The 18,291-nt window shown below is 70.9% G+C and carries 17 protein-coding genes, 1 tRNA gene and 1 pseudogene; 6 read left to right on the top strand and 13 right to left on the bottom strand.

What is annotated here, in order from left to right:
- The first annotated feature begins 63 nt into the window (after window positions 1-63).
- The gene (gene pknB, locus ABZY57_RS00705) at window positions 64-2,100 is read left to right on the top strand and encodes a Stk1 family PASTA domain-containing Ser/Thr kinase (RefSeq protein ID WP_356506695.1); all 2,037 of its coding nucleotides are present in this window, start codon (window positions 64-66) and stop codon (window positions 2,098-2,100) included.
- A 210-nt stretch (window positions 2,101-2,310) separates the two neighbouring features.
- Here the strand turns inward: pknB and ABZY57_RS00700 are convergent, their stop codons facing one another.
- From ABZY57_RS00700 to ABZY57_RS00675, 6 genes and pseudogenes are all read right to left on the bottom strand, one after another.
- Complete coding sequence (locus tag ABZY57_RS00700) at window positions 2,311-3,027, bottom strand: class E sortase (RefSeq protein WP_356506693.1); 717 nt, start codon at window positions 3,025-3,027, stop codon at window positions 2,311-2,313.
- 10 nt (window positions 3,028-3,037) lie between these two features.
- Window positions 3,038-3,847: pseudogene (locus ABZY57_RS00695) on the bottom strand (class E sortase); the annotation flags it as partial.
- Window positions 3,847-4,485, bottom strand: coding sequence for an aminodeoxychorismate/anthranilate synthase component II (locus ABZY57_RS00690; protein ID WP_254382122.1), 639 nt, complete (start codon window positions 4,483-4,485; stop codon window positions 3,847-3,849). The gene ABZY57_RS00690 and the pseudogene ABZY57_RS00695, both read right to left, overlap by 1 nt.
- Window positions 4,482-4,682 (bottom strand): hypothetical protein, encoded by a 201-nt coding sequence (locus ABZY57_RS00685; RefSeq protein ID WP_266960486.1) that lies wholly within the window; start codon window positions 4,680-4,682, stop codon window positions 4,482-4,484. Before ABZY57_RS00685 ends, ABZY57_RS00690 begins: the two co-directional genes overlap by 4 nt.
- Before the next feature lie 65 nt (window positions 4,683-4,747).
- Window positions 4,748-5,494 (bottom strand): class E sortase, encoded by a 747-nt coding sequence (locus ABZY57_RS00680; RefSeq protein WP_356506691.1) that lies wholly within the window; start codon window positions 5,492-5,494, stop codon window positions 4,748-4,750.
- Window positions 5,463-6,239, bottom strand: a complete 777-nt coding sequence (locus ABZY57_RS00675; RefSeq protein ID WP_356506689.1) for a DUF881 domain-containing protein — start codon at window positions 6,237-6,239, stop codon at window positions 5,463-5,465. Before ABZY57_RS00675 ends, ABZY57_RS00680 begins: the two co-directional genes overlap by 32 nt.
- 91 nt (window positions 6,240-6,330) lie before the next feature.
- Here ABZY57_RS00675 and crgA point away from each other — a divergent pair, with 91 nt between their 5' ends.
- The gene (crgA, locus tag ABZY57_RS00670) at window positions 6,331-6,585 is read left to right on the top strand and encodes a cell division protein CrgA (RefSeq protein WP_250738676.1); all 255 of its coding nucleotides are present in this window, start codon (window positions 6,331-6,333) and stop codon (window positions 6,583-6,585) included.
- A 106-nt stretch (window positions 6,586-6,691) separates the two neighbouring features.
- Here crgA and ABZY57_RS00665 read toward each other — a convergent pair whose 3' ends face one another.
- The gene (locus ABZY57_RS00665; RefSeq protein ID WP_356506687.1) at window positions 6,692-7,576 is read right to left on the bottom strand and encodes a rhomboid family intramembrane serine protease; all 885 of its coding nucleotides are present in this window, start codon (window positions 7,574-7,576) and stop codon (window positions 6,692-6,694) included.
- A gap of 94 nt (window positions 7,577-7,670) precedes the next feature.
- Window positions 7,671-8,198, bottom strand: coding sequence for a peptidylprolyl isomerase (locus ABZY57_RS00660; RefSeq protein WP_356506822.1), 528 nt, complete (start codon window positions 8,196-8,198; stop codon window positions 7,671-7,673).
- 175 nt (window positions 8,199-8,373) lie between these two features.
- Here ABZY57_RS00660 and ABZY57_RS00655 point away from each other — a divergent pair, with 175 nt between their 5' ends.
- Window positions 8,374-9,129, top strand: coding sequence for a DUF5324 family protein (locus tag ABZY57_RS00655; protein WP_356506685.1), 756 nt, complete (start codon window positions 8,374-8,376; stop codon window positions 9,127-9,129).
- A 103-nt stretch (window positions 9,130-9,232) separates the two neighbouring features.
- Here ABZY57_RS00655 and ABZY57_RS00650 read toward each other — a convergent pair whose 3' ends face one another.
- Window positions 9,233-9,733 carry a LysM domain-containing protein gene (locus ABZY57_RS00650; protein WP_356506684.1) on the bottom strand — a complete coding sequence of 167 codons (501 nt, stop codon included), beginning with the start codon at window positions 9,731-9,733 and terminating at the stop codon, window positions 9,233-9,235.
- Window positions 9,734-9,847: 114 nt separating this feature from the next.
- Window positions 9,848-10,327: a MarR family transcriptional regulator gene (locus ABZY57_RS00645; RefSeq protein ID WP_356506682.1), complete on the bottom strand. Its 480-nt coding sequence runs from the start codon at window positions 10,325-10,327 to the stop codon at window positions 9,848-9,850.
- Window positions 10,328-10,428: 101 nt separating this feature from the next.
- On the opposite strand from ABZY57_RS00645, the gene ABZY57_RS00640 reads away from it, so the two are divergent.
- Window positions 10,429-11,934: an MFS transporter gene (locus tag ABZY57_RS00640; RefSeq protein ID WP_356506680.1), complete on the top strand. Its 1,506-nt coding sequence runs from the start codon at window positions 10,429-10,431 to the stop codon at window positions 11,932-11,934.
- Window positions 11,935-12,073: 139 nt separating this feature from the next.
- On the opposite strand, the gene ABZY57_RS00635 is transcribed toward ABZY57_RS00640, so the two are convergent.
- The 3 genes from ABZY57_RS00635 to ABZY57_RS00625 all read right to left on the bottom strand — a co-directional run bounded on the left by ABZY57_RS00635 (window position 12,074) and on the right by ABZY57_RS00625 (window position 16,285).
- Window positions 12,074-12,892 carry an isocitrate lyase/phosphoenolpyruvate mutase family protein gene (locus ABZY57_RS00635; protein ID WP_356506679.1) on the bottom strand — a complete coding sequence of 273 codons (819 nt, stop codon included), beginning with the start codon at window positions 12,890-12,892 and terminating at the stop codon, window positions 12,074-12,076.
- Between the two features lie 133 nt (window positions 12,893-13,025).
- A complete protein-coding gene (locus ABZY57_RS00630; protein WP_356506677.1) occupies window positions 13,026-16,031 on the bottom strand; it encodes a glycine--tRNA ligase in 3,006 nt (1,001 codons plus the stop codon).
- 181 nt (window positions 16,032-16,212) lie between these two features.
- A tRNA-Ala gene (locus tag ABZY57_RS00625) sits at window positions 16,213-16,285 on the bottom strand.
- Window positions 16,286-16,444: 159 nt separating this feature from the next.
- On the opposite strand from ABZY57_RS00625, the gene ABZY57_RS00620 reads away from it, so the two are divergent.
- A complete protein-coding gene (locus ABZY57_RS00620; protein WP_243331094.1) occupies window positions 16,445-16,996 on the top strand; it encodes a DNA-binding protein in 552 nt (183 codons plus the stop codon).
- Window positions 16,997-17,046: 50 nt separating this feature from the next.
- Window positions 17,047-18,288: a serine/threonine-protein kinase gene (locus ABZY57_RS00615; RefSeq protein ID WP_356506675.1), complete on the top strand. Its 1,242-nt coding sequence runs from the start codon at window positions 17,047-17,049 to the stop codon at window positions 18,286-18,288.
- Window positions 18,289-18,291: the final 3 nt, after the last annotated feature.

The raw sequence follows: 18,291 nt of genomic DNA, 5'->3' as shown, positions 1-18,291 counted from the left end.
CGAACAGCACACCGCCGGACCACACACGGGTGCGGTCGGGACTGACGGAGAGGGCTGCACGTTATGGAAGAGCCGCGTCGCCTCGGCGGCCGGTACGAGCTGAGCCACGTGCTCGGCCGTGGTGGCATGGCCGAGGTCTACCTCGCCCACGACACCCGGCTCGGCCGTACCGTCGCCGTCAAGACCCTGCGCGCCGACCTCGCCCGCGACCCGTCCTTCCAGGCCAGGTTCCGCCGCGAGGCCCAGTCGGCCGCGTCGCTCAACCACCCGGCGATCGTCGCCGTCTACGACACCGGCGAGGACTACGTCGACAACATCTCCATCCCGTACATCGTGATGGAGTACGTCGACGGCTCGACCCTGCGCGAGCTCCTGCACTCCGGCCGCAAGCTGCTGCCCGAGCGGACCCTGGAGATGTGCATCGGCATCCTCCAGGCGCTCGAGTACTCGCACCGCGCCGGCATCGTGCACCGCGACATCAAGCCCGCCAACGTGATGCTGACCCGCACCGGCCAGGTCAAGGTCATGGACTTCGGCATCGCCCGTGCCATGGGCGACTCCGGCATGACCATGACGCAGACCGCCGCCGTCATCGGCACCGCCCAGTACCTCTCCCCGGAGCAGGCCAGGGGCGAGCAGGTCGACGCGCGCTCCGACCTCTACTCGGCCGGCTGCCTGCTGTACGAACTCCTCGCCGTCCGGCCGCCGTTCATCGGCGACTCCCCGGTCGCGGTCGCCTACCAGCACGTACGGGAAGAGCCCCAGCCCCCGTCGAACTTCGACTCCGAGATCACGCCCGAGATGGACGCGATCGTGTTGAAGGCGCTGGTCAAGGACGCCGACTACCGCTACCAGTCCGCCGACGAGATGCGCGCCGACATCGAGGCCTGCCTCGACGGCCAGCCCGTCGCGGCCACCGCCTCCATGGGCGCCGCCGGCTACGGCTACCCCGACCAGGGCCACGGCTACGGACACCAGGGCTACGACCAGCCCACCACCGCCCTGCGCACCGCCGACCCGAACCAGACCTCCATGCTCCCGCCGATGCCCCCGGGCGACGGCGGATACGGGGCCACCGGGTACGCGGGCCAGGGCGGCTACGACCAGAGCGGCCGCGGCCGGCGCCCGCAGAAGAAGAGCAAGGCCTCCACGATCCTGCTGGTCACCGCCGGCATCCTCGTCCTGGTCGGCGCGATCCTGATCGGGCGCGCCCTCTTCGACACCACCGCCGACAACCGGCCCGCGGTCCCCAAGTTCATCGGCGAAACCTTCGAGACGGCCAAGGCCAACGGGGACAACGTCGGTCTCATCGTCCAGCAGGACGGGGAGATGCCCTGCGAGATCGCCCCCAAGGGCAGCGTCTGCGAGCAGAGCGTGGCCGAGGGCACCAAGGTCGACAAGAACTCCGTCGTCAAGGTGAAGGTCTCCACCGGAGCGCCCAAGATCGTCGTGCCGGACGTCCTCAGGATCCCGTTCGACGCCGCGGAGAAGACCCTCAAGGACAAGGGGGGCTTCCAGGTCACGAAGAAGCTCGTCGAGTCCGAGCAGTCCCCCGGCATCGTCCTGGAGCAGGACCCGAAGGGCGGCGTCGAGGCGGAGCGGGGCAGCCCCATCACGCTGACGGTGGCCAAGGAGATCTCCAAGGTGACCGTCCCGGACCTGACCGGCAAGAGCCAGGCCGACGCTTCCAAGGCCCTGCAGGCCCTCAAGCTGAAGCTCGGCAGCGTCACCGAGGTGGACGCGCCCCCGGGCACGGCCCCCAAGACGGTCGTCGGCCAGGACCCCGGTATCAACACCCAGGTCGACGTCGGCTCGACGGTCAACATCTCCGTCGCCAAGCCGGTCCAGCAGCTCCAGGTCCCGAACCTGGTCGGCAAGACCATCAACCAGGCCAGGGAACTGCTGGCCGCCAGGGGTCTGGTCTTCGGCTCCGTCCTGTCGGGCTCCTCGGACGGCAAGGCCAGGATCCTGAGCACGGACCCGCCCATCGGCAGCCCGGTGGCCCCCAACCAGGTCATCAACGTGAACACGGTGCCGGACAACCAGCAGAACGGCGGCAACGACGGCGGCGGCGGCTTCATCGGAGGCCTCGGCGGCTAGCCGCGCAGCAAGGTGCACCGACGGGTCCGGCCCCTCTCCACGAGAGGAGCCGGACCCGTTCTTTCGTTCGTGTCTTCCTGGCGGGGGTGGGCAGCAGAGCCGACGTGGCCCTCTACATGGCCACCTGCGCCTTCACGCGCGAGCCCTGGGCCCCTCGCGCGCAGGGAGGCCTGACAGCCGTCCACAGGGGCCTTCTGGAGGCCTGGAGCGTCAGCGCAGCTCCGCCGGAAGGCTCCGCTTCGCGTCCACCTTCTCCGTGCGCACCAGCTCGCCCCACACGATGTAGCGGTACTTCGAGGTGTACACGGGCGTGCAGGTCGTCAGGGTGATGTAGCGGCCCGGCGCCGTGCGGCCCGACTCCTTGGGGACCGGGCTGATCGACTCCACGTTGTACTTCGAGGTCTGGCTCAGCTCGGCGAAGACCTTGTACACGTACCAGGTGTCGCGGGTCTCGAAGACGACCGCGTCGCCGTTCTTCAGCTTGTCGATGTCGTGGAACTTCGCCCCGTGCCCGTCGCGGTGGGCCGCCAGCGCGAAGTTGCCCGCCGGGTCCCACGGCAGCGCCGACTTCACCGGCTCCGTGTAGTAGCCGGCGACGCCGTCGTTCAGGACCTCCGAGCCGGTGCCCCGCTTGACCAGCACCTCGCCGTTCTTCATCGCCGGCACGTGCAGGAAGCCGATCCCGCCCTGGACGTCCAGCGCGCCCGGCGCCGCGGCCGTCGCCCGGGAGGGCGCCGCCCGTTCCCACTGCTCGCGCACCGCGTCCCCGCGCGCGGAGGCGTCCCGGTCCGCCAGGACGTTCGTCCACCACAGCGAGTACGCCACGAACAGCCCGAGGACCAGGCCCAGCGTGATCAGGACCTCGCCCAGCAGGCTCAGGAACCCCGCGACGGCGCTGCGGTGCGGGGGCGGTGCGGCACGTGACACTGCGGATCCTCTACGGGCTGGTCAGCTCGGGCGGAGCACCCTGGCTGCGGGGTCGTTCAGCGGTCATCCTGCCCCATACGATCAGCCGGTAGGTGCTGGTGAACTCCGGGGTGCAGGTGGTCAGCGTGATGTACCGGCCCGGGGAGGTGAACCCCGATCCGGCGGGCACGGGCTTGATCACCGACACGTTCGACGGCGGGGTCTGCGCGAGCTGCGCGCTCATCTCGTACGTGTAGTACGCGTCCCGCGTCTCCACCACGATCTTGTCCCCGGGCACCAGCCGGTTGATGTAGCGGAATGGTTCTCCGTGCGTGTTGCGGTGGCCCGCCAGCGCGAAGTTGCCCTGTGGATCGGCCGGCATCCCGGTCGCGAGCGGCGCCTCGGAGTAGTGGCCGACCATGCCCTTGTCGAGGACCTTCGCCTTGTTCGTGCCCTCCGCGACCGGCACCTTCACGTCCAGCTTCGGGATGTACAGGATCGCGAAGCCCTGGCCCGGCTCGAAGGCCGCCACGGGCGGAGCCGCCGCCCCGACCGGATCGCGGTCCCAGGTCTGGAGCAGGGAGCCGGCCGCGTCATCGGCCGTCCGGCCCGCCAGGAAGTTCGTGTACCAGAGCTGGTAGCCGACGAAGAGCAGCATCACCAGGCCCAGCGTGATGAACAGCTCCCCGGCGAGCCTGCTGACGACCACCACCGGACCGCCCGAGGCCGGCCGCCTGCGCCGCCGGCCCCGGCCCCGCGCGCGCGTTCGCTTCGCGGCCTCCTGTGCTGCCCTGCGTCGCGCTGCCCGGCCCTCGGTGGGCGCGGACGGCGCGAGCGCCGTCACGCGACGGCCTTGCCCACCACCGGGGCGAGCCCCACCGAGCGCTCCACCGCGCCCGCGTCACCGCAGCGCACCAGCCAGTTCGCGAGCATCCGGTGGCCCCACTCGGTCAGCACGGACTCGGGGTGGAACTGCACGCCCTCGACGTCGTGCTCGCGGTGGCGCAGACCCATGATGATCCCGTCCTCGGTCCGCGCCGTGACCTCCAGCGTGTCCGGGAGGGTCGGCGGCTCGGCCGCGAGGGAGTGGTACCGGGTCGCGGTGAAGGGCGAGGGCAGTCCCTCGAAGACGCCGAGGCCCTCGTGGACCACCGGCGAGGTCTTGCCGTGCAGCAGTTCCGGAGCGCGGCCGACGACGCCTCCGTAGGCGACGGCCATCGACTGCATGCCGAGGCAGACACCGAAGACCGGTACGCCCGTGTCCGCGCAGTGGCGGACCATGTCCACGCAGACGCCGGCCTCTTCCGGGGTCCCGGGGCCCGGGGACAGCAGGACGCCGTCGAAGCCGTCCTGGGCGTGGGCGAGCTCGACCTCGTCGTTGCGCAGCACCTCGCACTCGGCACCGAGCTGATAGAGGTACTGGACCAGGTTGAAGACAAAGCTGTCGTAATTGTCGACAACCAGAATGCGCGCGCTCACGGAGTCGCTCCCGATCCCTCGTCCACCGTCACATCGTTGAACGGAAGCAGCGGCTCGGCCCACGGGAAGACGTACTGGAACAGCACGAACACCACCGCGAGCACCAGCACGAGGGAGATCGCGACGCGTACCCACGCGTTGCCCGGCAAATGCCGCCAGATCCAGCCGTACATGCCGCCTGTGTCCTTTTCGTCCACGATCGTTCAACGCACCGCAGGGGCGGTACGTCCACAGCCTAAAGCCACCCGCCCGGCGCGGAGGGTCACCTTGCCAAACCCTCCGGTTCGCCCTGGGCGAGGGTCCGCATACCGGTCAGTTCGGCCCAGACCACGAGCCGGTGGCTGTGGCCCCATTCCGGGTCGCAGGTGGTCAGCGTCAGGTACTTGCCCGGCCCGGTGAAGGGCGACCGGCTCGGCACCGGGTCGACGACGCCGACCTCGGTGGGGAGCGTGCGCAGCGGTTCGGCGCGGACGGTGTACGTGTACCAGCCGGTGGCGTCCTTGAGGATCACCAGGTCGCCGGGGCGCAGCTCGGGGATGTCCTTGAAGGGGTCCCCGTACGTGCGCCGGTGGCCGGCCACCGCGAAGTTCCCGCTGCCACCGAGCCGGGCCGTGCCGGCGTAGTGCCCGAGGCCCTTCTTGAGCAGCTCCGTGCCCGTGCCCTCCAGGACCGGCTTGTTCCAGCGGGGGCCGAAGCGCGGTACGTACATCTCGGCGAAGGCCCGGCCGGGCGGGTACGCAGCGGTTTCCGGTGCGGACGCGGCGGCCGACGGGGTCGTGGACGGCGCGGGGGCGGGCTGCGGGGCGGCCGCGGGAGCCGCGGCCCAGCGGTCGCGCATGCGGGCCATCTCCCCGTCCATGGCCTGGTCGGCCTTGACCCCGGTCCACAGCAGGACGTAGGCCACGAAGAGCACGATGAGCGAGCCCGCGGTCAGGCACACCTCGCTGAACGTCCGTACCAGCAGGCGCAGTACGGCGTCACGGGGTGGCGGACTCCAGCGGCTTCGCATAGTGGAGGTCCACTGTGCCGGAGTAGCCCGGAAGTGTCAGCGCCTTGTGCTCGTCCACTTTCCAGCCGAGCCCGTACGCGTTCACGTACAGCTGGTAGTTCTGCAGCGCCGGGGAGGCCGCGAGGGCCTTCTTCAGCGCGCCGGGGTCGCCGACCGCCGACACCTTGTAGGGGGGCGAGTACACGCGGCCCTGGAGGATCAGGGTGTTGCCCACGCAGCGCACGGCGCTGGTGGAGATCAGGCGCTGGTCCATGACCTGGATGCCCTGGGCGCCACCCTGCCAGAGGGCGTTGACCACGGCCTGGAGGTCCTGCTGGTGGATCACCAGGTCGTTGGGCTGCGGCTCGGGCACGTTGGGGATGCGGGCCGTGGCGTTCGGCGGCGCGTCGTTCAGGGTGACCGTCACGGCCTTGCCGCTGATGTCCTCGGTGCCGGAGGCGGCGCGCAGGGCGGCCAGCTTGGCGTCCTCGGCCCTGGTGCTCCCGTTGTCGCGTGCGGCGAGGGCGTCCACCTGGCCGCGTGCGGTGGCGGTGCTCTTCTCCAGCTCCAGATTGTTCTGGCTGCGCTCCTGGATCAGGTCGGACAGCTTGAGGAGCGAGGCGTCGGTCCGGATGTTCGTACCCTTGGAGGTGTTGAAACTGGTCACGAAGATCAAGCCGGCCAGGGCGAAAACGGCGGCCGTGAGCAGCCGGACCGGTCTGGCACGGCGACGGGGACCCGCGGAGGAGTCGTCGGAATTGCTCAACGTACCCTTCTCCTTCAACGCCACAGGTCCACTACGCTAACGGACGCCCGGGGCAGGCCAGGTCCCCAGCCCATCGACAGGAGAGCCCCTCGTGCCGAAGTCACGTATCCGCAAGAAGGACGACTACACGCCGCCCCCCACGCGGACGCCGCAGTCGATCAAGCTGACGAACCGCAACTGGGTCGCCCCGGTCATGCTGGCGTTCTTCTTGGTCGGTTTGGCATGGATCGTCGTTTTCTATCTGTCCGAGACCCAGCTTCCGATCGAAGCTCTCGGAAATTGGAACATTGTGGTCGGATTCGGCTTCATTGCGGCAGGATTCGGCGTCTCCACGCAGTGGAAGTAGCCCGACTCCGCAAGCTCTCCCCATGAGTTATCCACAGCGTCATCCACACCTGAGGAAAAGACAGAAGATCTGTGGATAACTCTGTGGAGAGTTGACGCCGGTGTGATCAGGTGAGAACGGAAAGTTCGGCCGTACGGATCACGATCAGGGCTGTGGCCAGCAGAAACACCGCCACACAGGTGCCCCACTGGACGAATTTGCGATTCCGCGCGCTGTGACCCGTGGCGGGCCACAACAGACCCAGCGCGACCAGCGCACCGGTGACCAGACCACCGATATGGGCCTGCCACGACACGTTCAGCCCGGGTGCGAAGGTCAGCAGCAGCATGAACACCGCCATGGTGATCAGCGGGCGCATTTCGTACCGCATCCGGCGGGCCAGCACGATGGTGGCGCCGAGCAGGCCGAAGACGGCTCCGGAGGCGCCGAGGGTCGCGGCGTTCATCGGGGTCAGCAGGTAGACCACGGCGCTGCCGCCCAGCGCCGACAGCAGGTACACGGTGAGGTAGCGGGCCCGGCCGAGGGCCTGCTCCAGCGGCCCGCCGATGAACCACAGGCCGAGCATGTTGCCGAAGATGTGCCACAGCGCGGTGTGCAGGAACGTCGAGGTCAGCAGCCGGTAGTACTCGCCGGTGGAGACCCCTTCGATCGGCCCGCCCACCAGCTCGCGGTACCGGCCGATCAGCTCCAGGTGGAGCGCCAGCCCGGGAAGGGCGATGGTCGCGAGGAACACGGCGGCGTTGATCCCGATCAGGATCTTGGTGACCAGGTGCGGATCGGCGGCGACCACCCCGCCCGCGATGGTGCGCGGTGCGTTGGCGGCGGAGCCATGGCCCGTTCCCGAGCCCCCGCGGACGCAGTCGGGGCACTGGAATCCGACCGAGGCACTGATCATGCACTCGGGGCAGATCGGCCGCTCACAGCGCGTACAGCTGATCCCGGTCTCGCGGTCCGGATGCCGGTAGCAGCCCGGAAGACGGTCGGTGTCCATCGGTCCCCTCGATCGGCGGCGAGGCGGCGGATCCGCCGCGTCCGTCCGGTACGTATCGAGGACGGACGGGCGGGGCCGAAAGGTTCCCCTGCGGTCAGCGCTTCTCGATGACGACGGACTGGATGATCACGTCGTCCAGGGGTCGCTCGGTGCGCGGGTTGGTGGGCCCTGCCGCGATGGAGTCGACGATCTTCTGGCTGGCCTTGTCGGAGATCTCGCCGAAGATGGTGTGCTTGCGCGTCAGCCAGGCGGTGGGGGCGACGGTGATGAAGAACTGCGAGCCGTTGGTGCCGGGGCCGGCGTTCGCCATCGCGAGCAGGTAGGGCTTGGTGAAGGCCAGGTCGGGGTGGAACTCGTCGGCGAACTGGTACCCGGGGCCGCCGGTGCCGTTGCCCAGCGGGTCGCCGCCCTGGATCATGAACCCGCTGATGACGCGGTGGAAGACGGTGCCGTCGTAGAGGGGGTCCGTGGTCTTCTGGCCGTCCGTGGGACGCGTCCACTCGCGCTCACCGGTGGCGAGCTCGACGAAGTTCCGCACGGTCTTCGGAGCGAAGTTCGCCAGGAGCTCGATCTCGATGTCGCCGTGGTTGGTCTTCAGGGTGGCGTAGAGCTTCTCGGCCACGGATCTGCCTTCCATAGTCATCACTGTCGGTATCAGATCCTCGCACGGAGGGCTGCACCGGACGGAAATCCTCCACCCGTATGCCCTGTCACGCATGCCGGTCGACGGTATGGCAGGCATGATCCGACAAAGGGTGGAAAGGTGAACTGTGTCCGCCACCGAGGAGGAGGATCCCGTGACCCGCAAGGAAAGCGTGCGTCTGGCAGCCACAAGTGCCAGGGATACCGCGCGGCACGCAGCGGAAGTGGTGGCGCCGTACGCGGAATCCGCCAAGCACGCTGCGGTGCATTACGCCCATGAGGCGAATGAACGACTCGCACCGAAGGTGTCCTACGCGGCCGGCGAGGCTGCCAAACAAGCCCGCCTGACGTACTGCGACCACGTACAGCCCCGCATCAAGGCGGCGCGCGCCCATGTGCCGCCGCATGTGGACCGGGCAGCGACCAACGCCGTGAAGCAGACCCGCCTGGCGGCCCGGCACGCGGCGGAGTACACGCAGCCGCGTCTGGAGAGCGCCCTCGCGGCGGCCCAGCCGGTGGCCGAGGAGGCCGCTTCCCGGTCGACGGCGGCGCTGGCGGCGCTGCGCGGCCAGGTATCGGCCAAGGAGGTCCAGAAGCTCGTACGGCGCCACGAGCGGCGTGCGCGCCGTGGCCGCCTGCTCAAGGGCGCAATCGTGGTCGGTGTCCTGGCCGGTGCGGCCTACGCCGCGTGGCGGTGGTGGGACCAGCAGTCGAACCCGGACTGGCTCGTCGAGCCGCCGGCCGCCACCGAGGTGTCTGCGCGGGAGGAGGAGGCTCCGGCCTCCTTCGACGACGAACTGGCGGCGAAGGAGCGCGACGCCGGGACGGACTTCACGTCCGGCCTGGAAGCGGAGGCCGAGGCCGCGCAGGAGCGGATCGACGCCGAGGACGCGAAGCGCAAGCACCGCTGAGGAACGTAATCGGACCGTCACGACGGAGCGTCGCACAGCGGAGTGGGGCCCGGATCCTGGAGAGGATCCGGGCCCCACTCCGTTGCGTGGTTCCTCGTTCCCGCTAGCCGGGGAGGTTGAGCTTCATCCCCGGGTGGATCATGTCGGGGTTCGAGCCGATGACGCCCTTGTTCATCGCGTAGAGCTCGCGCCAGCGGCCCTCGTTGCCGAGCTCGCGGCGGGCGATCGCGGAGAGCGAGTCGCCCGCGCGGACGGTGTACGTGCGCTGCGCCCTGGGCGCGGGCTTCGGTGTCGGGGGCATCGGGGCCGCGGGCACCGCCTTGTGTGCGGCGGAAGCCGGCGTGGGCGTGTGCGGGGCGGGTCGCGCGACGGGGGGCGCCGCGGGCGCCGGTGCCGCCTTGGGCGGCGCCGCTGCCGCCATGCGCTCGGCGGCCGCCTTGGTCGCCGCTGCCGAGTCGGTGTACTTGCTGCCGTTGCCGGGCCTCGCGGACGGCGGCGCCGGAGCGTCCGCGGCCTGCTGTTGGACCTGCTCAGCCGCCTTCCGGGCGGCCTTCTCGGCTTGTTCCTTCTTCTTGTCGGACCTCATGAAGTCGAACAGTCCCATGTGCGTACGCCTCCGGCATGGTGGTGCCCCCCTTGGGCTGAGTGCCTTGTCCCACTCTCTGCCAGAAGGCAGGGGACGGCCGTGTGACGGGACCATCCGGGGGATGCCGGGCCGCTACTGGCGGGCCCTGCGGGCCGGCCTCGGGCTTTCCGACGGGGTTCCCAGGTCGCCCTCCACCAGCAGGTTCAGCACGCGCAGCACGGCCTCGCGGTCGGCTGCCGTGAGGGACGCGAGGGCCTCGGCGTGAACCTGGTCGACGATGCGGCTGCTCTCCTGCGCCAGGGCCGCGCCCTGCTCGGTGACGACGATGACGCGGGCCCGGCGGTCGGTGCTGGACTGCCGCCGCTCGGCCAGGCCGGCCTTCTCCAAGGCGTCGACGGTGACGACCATCGTCGTCTTGTCCATGCCCCCGATCTCGGCGAGCTGGATCTGGGTCCGCTCCTCCCCCAGGGCGTGCACGAGCACGCAGTGCATCCGTGCCGTGAGCCCGATCCGGTCGAGCGCCACCGCCATCCGGGTGCGCAGGACGTGGCTGGTGTGGTCCAGGAGGAAGGAGAGGTCCGGCTCGTTCTGTGCGGGCGCCATGGCTGTCATGGACGCCAGTCTAGCAATTCAGTCCCCAACAGATCGTCTGCAACGGAACCATCTGATACGGTCTCACTACATCAGCCCACCGCTCACGACTGGGGACACCGATGCCTGCCACGTCCGCTCCCGCCGCTCCTCCCACCGCACCCGCCGGGTCCGCTTCCGGCCCGGCCGCGCAGACCGCACCGGCCGCGCAGACCGCCCCGGCCGCCCCGCGCGGGCCGCGCTCCCGGTGGACCGCCCTCGGGGTGCTGTCGACCGGCGTCCTGATGACCGTCCTCGACGGCAGCATCGTCACCGTCGCGATGCCGGCCATCCAGAACGACCTCGGCTTCACCCCCGCCGGACTCAGCTGGGTCGTCAACGCCTACCTGATCGCCTTCGGCAGCCTGCTGCTGCTCGCCGGCCGGCTCGGCGACCTCATCGGCCGCAAGCGGATGTTCCTGGCCGGGACCGGCGTCTTCACCGGAGCCTCCCTGCTCGCCGGGTTCGCCGGGTCCCCCGAGGTACTGATCGCCGCCCGGTTCCTGCAGGGCCTCGGCAGCGCCATGGCCGCGGCCGTCAGCCTGGGCATCCTGATCACGCTGTTCACCGAACCCCGCGAGCGGGCCAGGGCCATCGCCGTCTTCTCCTTCACCGGCGCGGCAGGAGCCTCCCTGGGGCAGGTGCTCGGCGGGGTCCTGACCGATGCCCTCGACTGGCACTGGATCTTCTTCATCAACCTGCCCATAGGACTCGCCGCCCTCGCGCTGGCCCTGCCCGCGCTCCCCGCCGATCGAGGACCGGGTCTGCGCGCCGGAGCCGACGTCATCGGCGCCCTCCTGGTCACCGCGGGCCTGACGATCGGCATCTTCACCGTCGTCGAGGTGGAGCGCTACGGCTGGGTCTCCGCGCACACCCTCGGTCTCGGCACGATCTCGGTCGCCCTGCTCGCCGGATTCACCGCACGCCAGGCCAGGACCCGCACCCCGCTGGTCCCGCTGCGGATCTTCCGCTCGCGGACCGTGGTCGGCGCGAACCTGGTTCAGATGCTGATGGTGGCGGCGCTGTTCTCCTTCCAGGTCCTGGTCGCCCTGTACCTCCAGAACGTGCTCGGTTACGGCGCCGCCGAGACCGGCCTGGCGATGCTCCCGGCGGCCGTGGTCATCGGCGGGGTCTCCCTCTTCGCCTCGGCCCCGCTGAACGCCCGCTTCGGTGAACGGGGCGTCCTCCTGGCCGGACTGGCCCTGCTGGTCGCCGCCCTCGGCCTGCTGACCCGGCTCCCGGTCCGCGCCGACTACCTCACCGACCTGCTCCCCGTGATGCTGCTGGCCGCCGGCTTCGGCCTGGCCCTGCCCGCCCTCACCGCGCTCGGCATGTCCGGCGCCGACGAGCAGGACGCGGGGCTCGCCTCGGGCCTGTTCAACACCACCCAGCAGATCGGCATGGCCCTCGGCGTCGCCGTCCTCTCCACCCTGGCGGCCGCCCGCACCGACTCCCTGCGCGGCACGGGCCTCGACCGCGCCGCGGCGCTGACCTCCGGCTACCACCTGGCCTTCGGCATCGGTGCCGGGCTGATGCTCACGGCGCTCGTGGTGGCCGCGACCCTGCTGCGGACCGGCCGGCGCCGGTGACCCCCGCCCGATGTTTCACGTGAAACATCGGGGCAGGACGAGGTGGTGCCGACCGGGAGGACCCCCGGACACGGCGGTGGGCCGCTCCGCACACCGGAGCGGCCCACCGCCGTTTCACCCCAGGGACTGTCAGGGCCCCCTACTTCACGAAGAGGCCGTTGAACGTGCCGTAGTCGACCGCCCCGTCGAGCGCCCCGTACGTCCCCTGCTCCAGCACCTCCACCGCCGCGGCGCGGGCCGCCGTGTACGCCGCCTGCGCCACCCCGGTCCCGACACTGACCCGGCGCACCCCGGCCTTCGCCAGCTCGGCGACGGACGGACCGCCCGGCCCGGCCATCGCGTTGACCGGCAGCGGGCCCCGCGCGATCTCGCCCAGGGCGTCCAGGTCCAGCAGCCCCGGCACGAAGATCCCGTCGGCCCCGGCGGCGGCGTACGCCTCCACCCGCGCCAGGACGTCGGCGAGGCGGCCGGACTCCTCGCCGATCCCGAACAGGAAGACGTCGGTACGGGCGTTGATCACCAGTTCCGGCAGCCCGGCCGCGGCGGCCGCCGCGCGGGCGGCGCGGATCCGCTCGGCCTGCTCCGAGGCGGTGTGGAGCGTGCCGTCGGTCGCCTTCGAGTCCTCCAGGTTGATCCCGACGGCGCCCACCGCCACCACCTCGCGCACGGTGGCCGCGACGTCCTCGTAGCCGCCCTCCACGTCCACGGTGACCGGGACGTCCACGGCCGCCACGATCCGCGCGGCCGCCGCCAGCATCTCCGGCCCCGTCGCGTGCTGCCCGTCCCCGCGGCCGATCGACCAGGCCACTCCACCACTGGTGGTGGCGATGGCCTGCGCCCCGGCCGACTCGATCACCGCCGCGCTGCCCGCGTCCCAGGCGTTGGGCAGGACGAGTACGCCCTCGCCCAGGGCCCGCAACCGCAGGGCCTTCTCAGTGGTCTCCGCATCCACGGTCATCCGAAGTCTCCTCAACTTGGCCTTGCTGAATGATCGTCATACCGACCACCGGGGCAGAGATTAACGCGAAAAGGCCTCCCGCCCGGCGTGTGCGCCGGGCAGGAGGCCTCATCTCACCGCTGTCGAGCGCCGGTTACAGCGCGCGCCAGTCCAGGGTCGTGCGGGCCAGTCGCGCCACGTCGTCCAGCAGGGCCAGCCGGGCCGCGCGGACCTCCGGGTCGGGGTCCATCACCAGGACGTCGTCGAAGAAGGCGTTGATCGCGGCGACCAGCGGGGCGGAGACCTCGATCAGCGCGGCGAGGTCGTCCTCACGGCCGGTCAGCGACGCACGGACCTCCCGCGCGCTCTCGGCGAGGCGCAGCTCGGCGGGAGCGGTCAGCGGGGAGCGGTCCACGGCGGCGGCGCCTTCGGCAGCGTCTCCGGGGAGGATGCGCACCACGCGCTGGAGGGCGGCGGTGAGCCCGTCGAACGCCTCGGTGCCGATGTGGCGCTCCAGCGTGGCCAGGGTGCGGTCGCCGTGGGCGGGACGATCGGCCCACACCAGGACGGCCTGGACCAGGCGGTGCTCGTGTCCGGCGTCGGTGAGCTGCTGCTCGTAGCGACGGGTGATCAGCTCGGCGGCCTCCGTGAGCCGCTCGGCGGGCACCTCGACGCCCTGGGCGGCGAAGCGTTCGGCCGCCGCGCGCAGCGACGCGTTCACGCGGACGCCGGCCAGCGCGGGAGTGCTCCGCAGCACGTTGAGCAGACCGATGGCGGCCCTGCGCACCCCGAACGGATCGGAGCTTCCGGTCGGCGCGGCGCCGATCACGAACATGCCCGTCACCAGGTCGAACCGGTCGGCGAGCGACAGTACGGCGCCCGCGTCACCGGCCGGCAGCGCGCCGCCCGCGGAACGCGGAAGCTCCATCTCGGCCAGGGCGCGCGCTACCTCCGCGGACTCGCCGGCACGGCGTGCGTACTCCTGCGCCATCACCCCGGCCAGGCCGGAGAACTCGACGACCATCTGGGACGCCAGGTCGAACTTCGCCAGCGCACCGGCGCGGCGCACCGTGGCGAGCGCGTCCTCGTCGAGCCCCGCGTTCGCGGCCAGGCCGACGGCGAGGGCGGCGATGCGGTCGGCACGGTCGGCGACCGTGCCGAGCCGGTCCTCGAAGGTCAGCTTGTCCAGCCGGCCGCGGAGCTCCTGGGGGGAGACCTTCAGGTCGGCGCGGAAGAAGAAGGCGGCGTCCTCGTAACGGGCCCGCAGCACGGCCTCGTTGCCCGAACGCACCACGTCGTCGTCACACGTGCCGTTGGCGAAGGTGACGAAGTGGGGCATGAGGCGTCCGTCGGCGTCCAGCACCGGCAGGTAGCGCTGGTGCTTGCGCATCACCGTGGTCAGGACGCTCGCGGGCAGGTCGAGGTAGCTCTCGTCGAAGGATCCCAGGACCGGGTGCGGGAACTCCACGATGTCGGTGATCTCGTCGATCAGTCCGGCCTCACCGGCCACATCGATCGCTCCGCCGGCCTCGGCCGCCGACTCGTGGGCTCCGCGCACCACCATGTCGCGACGGGAATCGCGGTCCAGCAGGATGCCGTGCATCTTCAGGAAGTGGGCGTAGCCCTCGGCGGACGCCACCTGGACGACCGGGTCCGGGGCCGTGCGGTGGACGCGGGTGGTGGTGCCCGAGGCGAGCGCGGAGACGGCGACCGGCAGGGGGGTGTTGCCGAGCAGGGCGAGCAGCCAGCGGACGGGGCGGGAGAAGGACAGGGCAGGGTCGTTCCACCGCATGTTGCGGCCGGCGCGCAGCCCGGACACGACCTCGGCGAGCAGGGCGCTGAGCACCTCGACCGCCGGGCGGCCCGGCTCCTCGCGGGTGAGCACCACGTACTCGACCCCGCTGACGTCGAGGACCTGGAGGTCCGCCGGGTCGACGTTCTGGCTGCGGGCGAAGCCCAGCAGGGCGGGGGTGGGGGCACCGTCCTTGTAGGCGGCGGCGGCCTTGGGGCCGCGCACGGTCCTGGCGGTGTCCGGCTCGCGCGGCTCCACGCCGTCGACCGTGATCACGATGCGGCGCGGTGTGCCCATCGCGGTGATCGGGCCGTGCCCCAGCCGGGTGGCGGCCAGCTCGGCCGTGACCGCCTCGCGCACGGCGTCGGTGGTGGCGCGGACGTCGGCGTGCGGCAGTTCCTCCATGCCGATCTCGAAGAGCAGCGTCTCGGTGCCGGACACCGTGGGCAGCGCGGCCCGCACGGCGGCGGCCGGCGCGGCCGCGACTCCGAGCGGGTACTCCAGTACGGCGCGGCGCCGCGCCCACAGCTTGGCCGACTCGTGCGTGAGGCCGCGCATCAGGGAGAAGGCCTTGGCCCGCTCCGTGGTGCTGAGCGCGCCGCGCGCGTCGAGCACGTTGAAGGTGTGGCTGCACTTGAGCACGTACGTGTAGGCCGGGATGGGCAGCTCGAGGTCGATCATGCGCCGGGCCTCGGACGCGTACGCCCCGAAGAGCGTGTGCTGGGTCTCGACGTCGGCGTCGTCGAGGTGGTGGCGGCTCATCTCGTACTCGTTCTGGCCGAACACCTCGCCGTAGGTGATGCCCGGCGCGTAGACGATGTCCTTGAAGTGGGACACGCCCTGAAGGTTCATCAGGATGCGTTCGAGGCCGTAGGTGATCTCCACCGACACCGGGGACAGGGTGACCCCGCCGACCTGCTGGAAGTAGGTGAACTGGGTGATCTCCATGCCGTCCAGCCAGACCTCCCAGCCCAGCCCCCAGGCACCGAGCGCGGGCGAGGCCCAGTTGTCCTCCACGAACCGCACGTCGTGCGCGCCCAGGTCGACGCCGAGCGCCTGGAGACTGCCCAGGTACAGCTCCTGCGGGTTGCCCGGGTCGGGCTTGAGGATCACCTGGAACTGGGTGTGGGTCTGGAGCCGGTTCGGGTTCTCGCCGTAGCGCGAGTCGTCCGGCCGCACGCTGGGCTCGACGTAGGCGACGCTCCAGGGCTCGGGGCCGATCACCCGCAGCGCCGTGGACGGGTTGGCCGTTCCGGCCCCCACCTCCGTGTTCAACGGCTGCGTGATCATGCAGCCGTTGTCGCTCCAGTACTTCTGCAGGGTGAGTATCGCGTCCTGCATGGTCAGCGCGGTGTGGCCGTTCTTCATGGTGATCGAATCGCCCGTTTCCCGAGTCGGTGCGGCAAGGAGGACCAAGTCTGCCTCCAGCGCTCGTGCGACCCGCTCGGGGGCAGTTCACGACGTCGGACACCCCCTCCCCACACGAGGACGGGCATGAAAAAAGTCCCCTTGCCCTACGTTTCCGCAGGTCAAGGGGACTTTCTGGAAGTGGAGCCTAGGAGATTCGAACTCCTGACATCTGCCTTGCAAAGGCAGCGCTCTACCAACTGAGCTAAGGCCCCGGATGTGGACGTGCCGGTCCCCCGCGGGCGAGTGACCGTTCCGTAGGACAGAGTACCGGGTGTACCCCCTCATCCCGCAAAATGATAGGGACTCCCGCCCCGCGACCACTCTCCGTAAGATGCTCGCGAGGTTCGCACCAGCGAAGGGGAGTAGTAAGAGTGGACGCAGTACAGCAAGAGGCGACCGCCAGAGCCAGGGAACTCCAGCGGAGTTGGTACGGGGAACCGCTGGGGGCGCTTTTCCGCCGGCTCATAGATGACCTCGGTTTGAACCAGGCCCGCCTCGCTGCCGTCCTCGGGCTGTCGGCGCCGATGCTGTCCCAGCTGATGAGCGGTCAGCGGGCCAAGATCGGCAACCCCGCCGTGGTCCAGCGGGTGCAGGCTCTCCAGGATCTCGCCGGCCAGGTGGCCGACGGGAGCGTCAGCGCGGGAGAGGCCACCGACCGGATGGACGAGATCAAGAAGACCCAGGGAGGTTCCGTCCTCAGCAACAGCACCAGCCAGGCCGCCACCGGCTCCGGCGCACCCACCGTCAAGCGCGTCGTGCGCGAGATCCAGTCGCTGCTGCGCTCGGTCTCCGCTGCCGGGGACATCATCGACGCGGCGGACACCCTCGCCCCGACCCACCCGGAACTGGCAGAGTTCCTCAGGGTGTACGGAGCGGGCCGCACCTCCGACGCCGTCGCGCACTACGAAGCACACCAGAACTGACACGCGACGAACGCGACGAACGCGGCTGATGACGGGGGACGGGCGCAGCAATGGGTGAGATCTTCGCCGGCCGGTACGAACTGATCGACCCGATCGGACGTGGCGGCGCCGGCGCCGTATGGCGAGCCTGGGACCACCGGCGCCGCAGGTACGTCGCAGCGAAGGTCCTCCTGCAGAGCGATGCCCACACCCTGCTGCGGTTCGTCCGCGAGCAGGCGCTGCGGATCGATCACCCGCACGTACTGGCCCCGGCCAGCTGGGCGGCGGACGACGACAAGGTCCTCTTCACCATGGACCTCGTCGCCGGCGGCTCCCTCGCCCATGTGATCGGGGACTACGGTGCCCTGCCGCCCCGGTTCGTGTGCACGCTGCTCGACCAGCTCCTGTCGGGGCTGGCGGCGGTGCATGCGGAGGGTGTCGTGCACCGCGACATCAAACCGGCCAACATCCTGATGGAGGCCACTGGAACCGGGCGGCCGCACCTGCGGCTGTCCGACTTCGGCATCGCCATGCGCAAGGGCGAGCCCCGGCTGACCGAGACCGCGTACGTGGTCGGCACGCCGGGCTATCTCGCGCCCGAACAACTCCTCGGCTCCGAGCCGGACTTCACCGCCGACCTGTACGCGGTCGGACTGGTCGGCCTCTACCTCCTCCAGGGGCGCAAGCCCGACTCCCAGGCCCTCATGGAGCAGTTCCTCACCCACGGAACCCCCGATGCCCCCGAGGGCGTTCCCGCGCCGCTGTGGGACGTCCTGGCCGCGCTGCTCCAGCCGGACCCCCGGAGCAGGTTCCAGACGGCCACCGGGGCGCGCAGGGCCCTCGCCGAGGCCGTGGAACTGCTGCCGCCGCCCGACCCGGACGGGGATCCGGCCGGGACGGTCGAGGTGTTCGACCAACTGGGCCCGGTGCCCGCCGATTTCACGCCCCGGACACCTCAGGAAGCCGCGTACGAGACCCCGCCGACGGCCCGGCCCGCCGTGCCCGCGCAGCCCGCCGGGGCCTCCACGCCCGTCACCGCTCCCCTCGGGGTCTTCGGGCCCTCGGAGACGGGCAGCTTCCACCTCCCGCCGCCCCTCCTCGCCACCTCCCCGGCGCCCTTGCCCGCGCCCACCCCGACGCCGCGGACGACACCGACGGCCGCCTACGCGCATCCGCACCAGCAGCCCGCGCACGCGCCCGCCACACCCCGTACGACCACGCTCGCGCCCCCGCCCGCGAAGGTCGCCGCCGCGATCCTGCTCGCCGCCGTACTGTGCTTCGCCGCCGGGATCTGGGCCCTGACCCGGCTCTAGAGC

It is taken from the genome of Streptomyces sp. NPDC006450, from assembly GCF_040612195.1.
Lineage (GTDB): Bacteria > Actinomycetota > Actinomycetes > Streptomycetales > Streptomycetaceae > Streptomyces.
The sequence above is the reverse complement of the archived record's forward strand: the minus strand, read 5'-3'. Positions and strand labels throughout refer to the sequence as shown.

Bases quoted from the DNA above. Each gene is read 5' to 3' on its own strand.
- pknB (WP_356506695.1), top strand. From the start codon at position 64: ATGGAAGAGCCGCGTCGCCTCGGCGGCCGGTACGAGCTGAGCCACGTG.
- ABZY57_RS00680 (WP_356506691.1), bottom strand. From the start codon at position 5,494: ATGCGAAGCCGCTGGAGTCCGCCACCCCGTGACGCCGTACTGCGCCTG.
- ABZY57_RS00665 (WP_356506687.1), bottom strand. From the start codon at position 7,576: ATGGACACCGACCGTCTTCCGGGCTGCTACCGGCATCCGGACCGCGAG.
- ABZY57_RS00650 (WP_356506684.1), bottom strand. From the start codon at position 9,733: ATGGGACTGTTCGACTTCATGAGGTCCGACAAGAAGAAGGAACAAGCC.
- ABZY57_RS00645 (WP_356506682.1), bottom strand. From the start codon at position 10,327: ATGACAGCCATGGCGCCCGCACAGAACGAGCCGGACCTCTCCTTCCTC.
- ABZY57_RS00640 (WP_356506680.1), top strand. From the start codon at position 10,429: ATGCCTGCCACGTCCGCTCCCGCCGCTCCTCCCACCGCACCCGCCGGG.
- ABZY57_RS00635 (WP_356506679.1), bottom strand. From the start codon at position 12,892: ATGACCGTGGATGCGGAGACCACTGAGAAGGCCCTGCGGTTGCGGGCC.
- ABZY57_RS00630 (WP_356506677.1), bottom strand. From the start codon at position 16,031: ATGAAGAACGGCCACACCGCGCTGACCATGCAGGACGCGATACTCACC.
- ABZY57_RS00615 (WP_356506675.1), top strand. From the start codon at position 17,047: ATGGGTGAGATCTTCGCCGGCCGGTACGAACTGATCGACCCGATCGGA.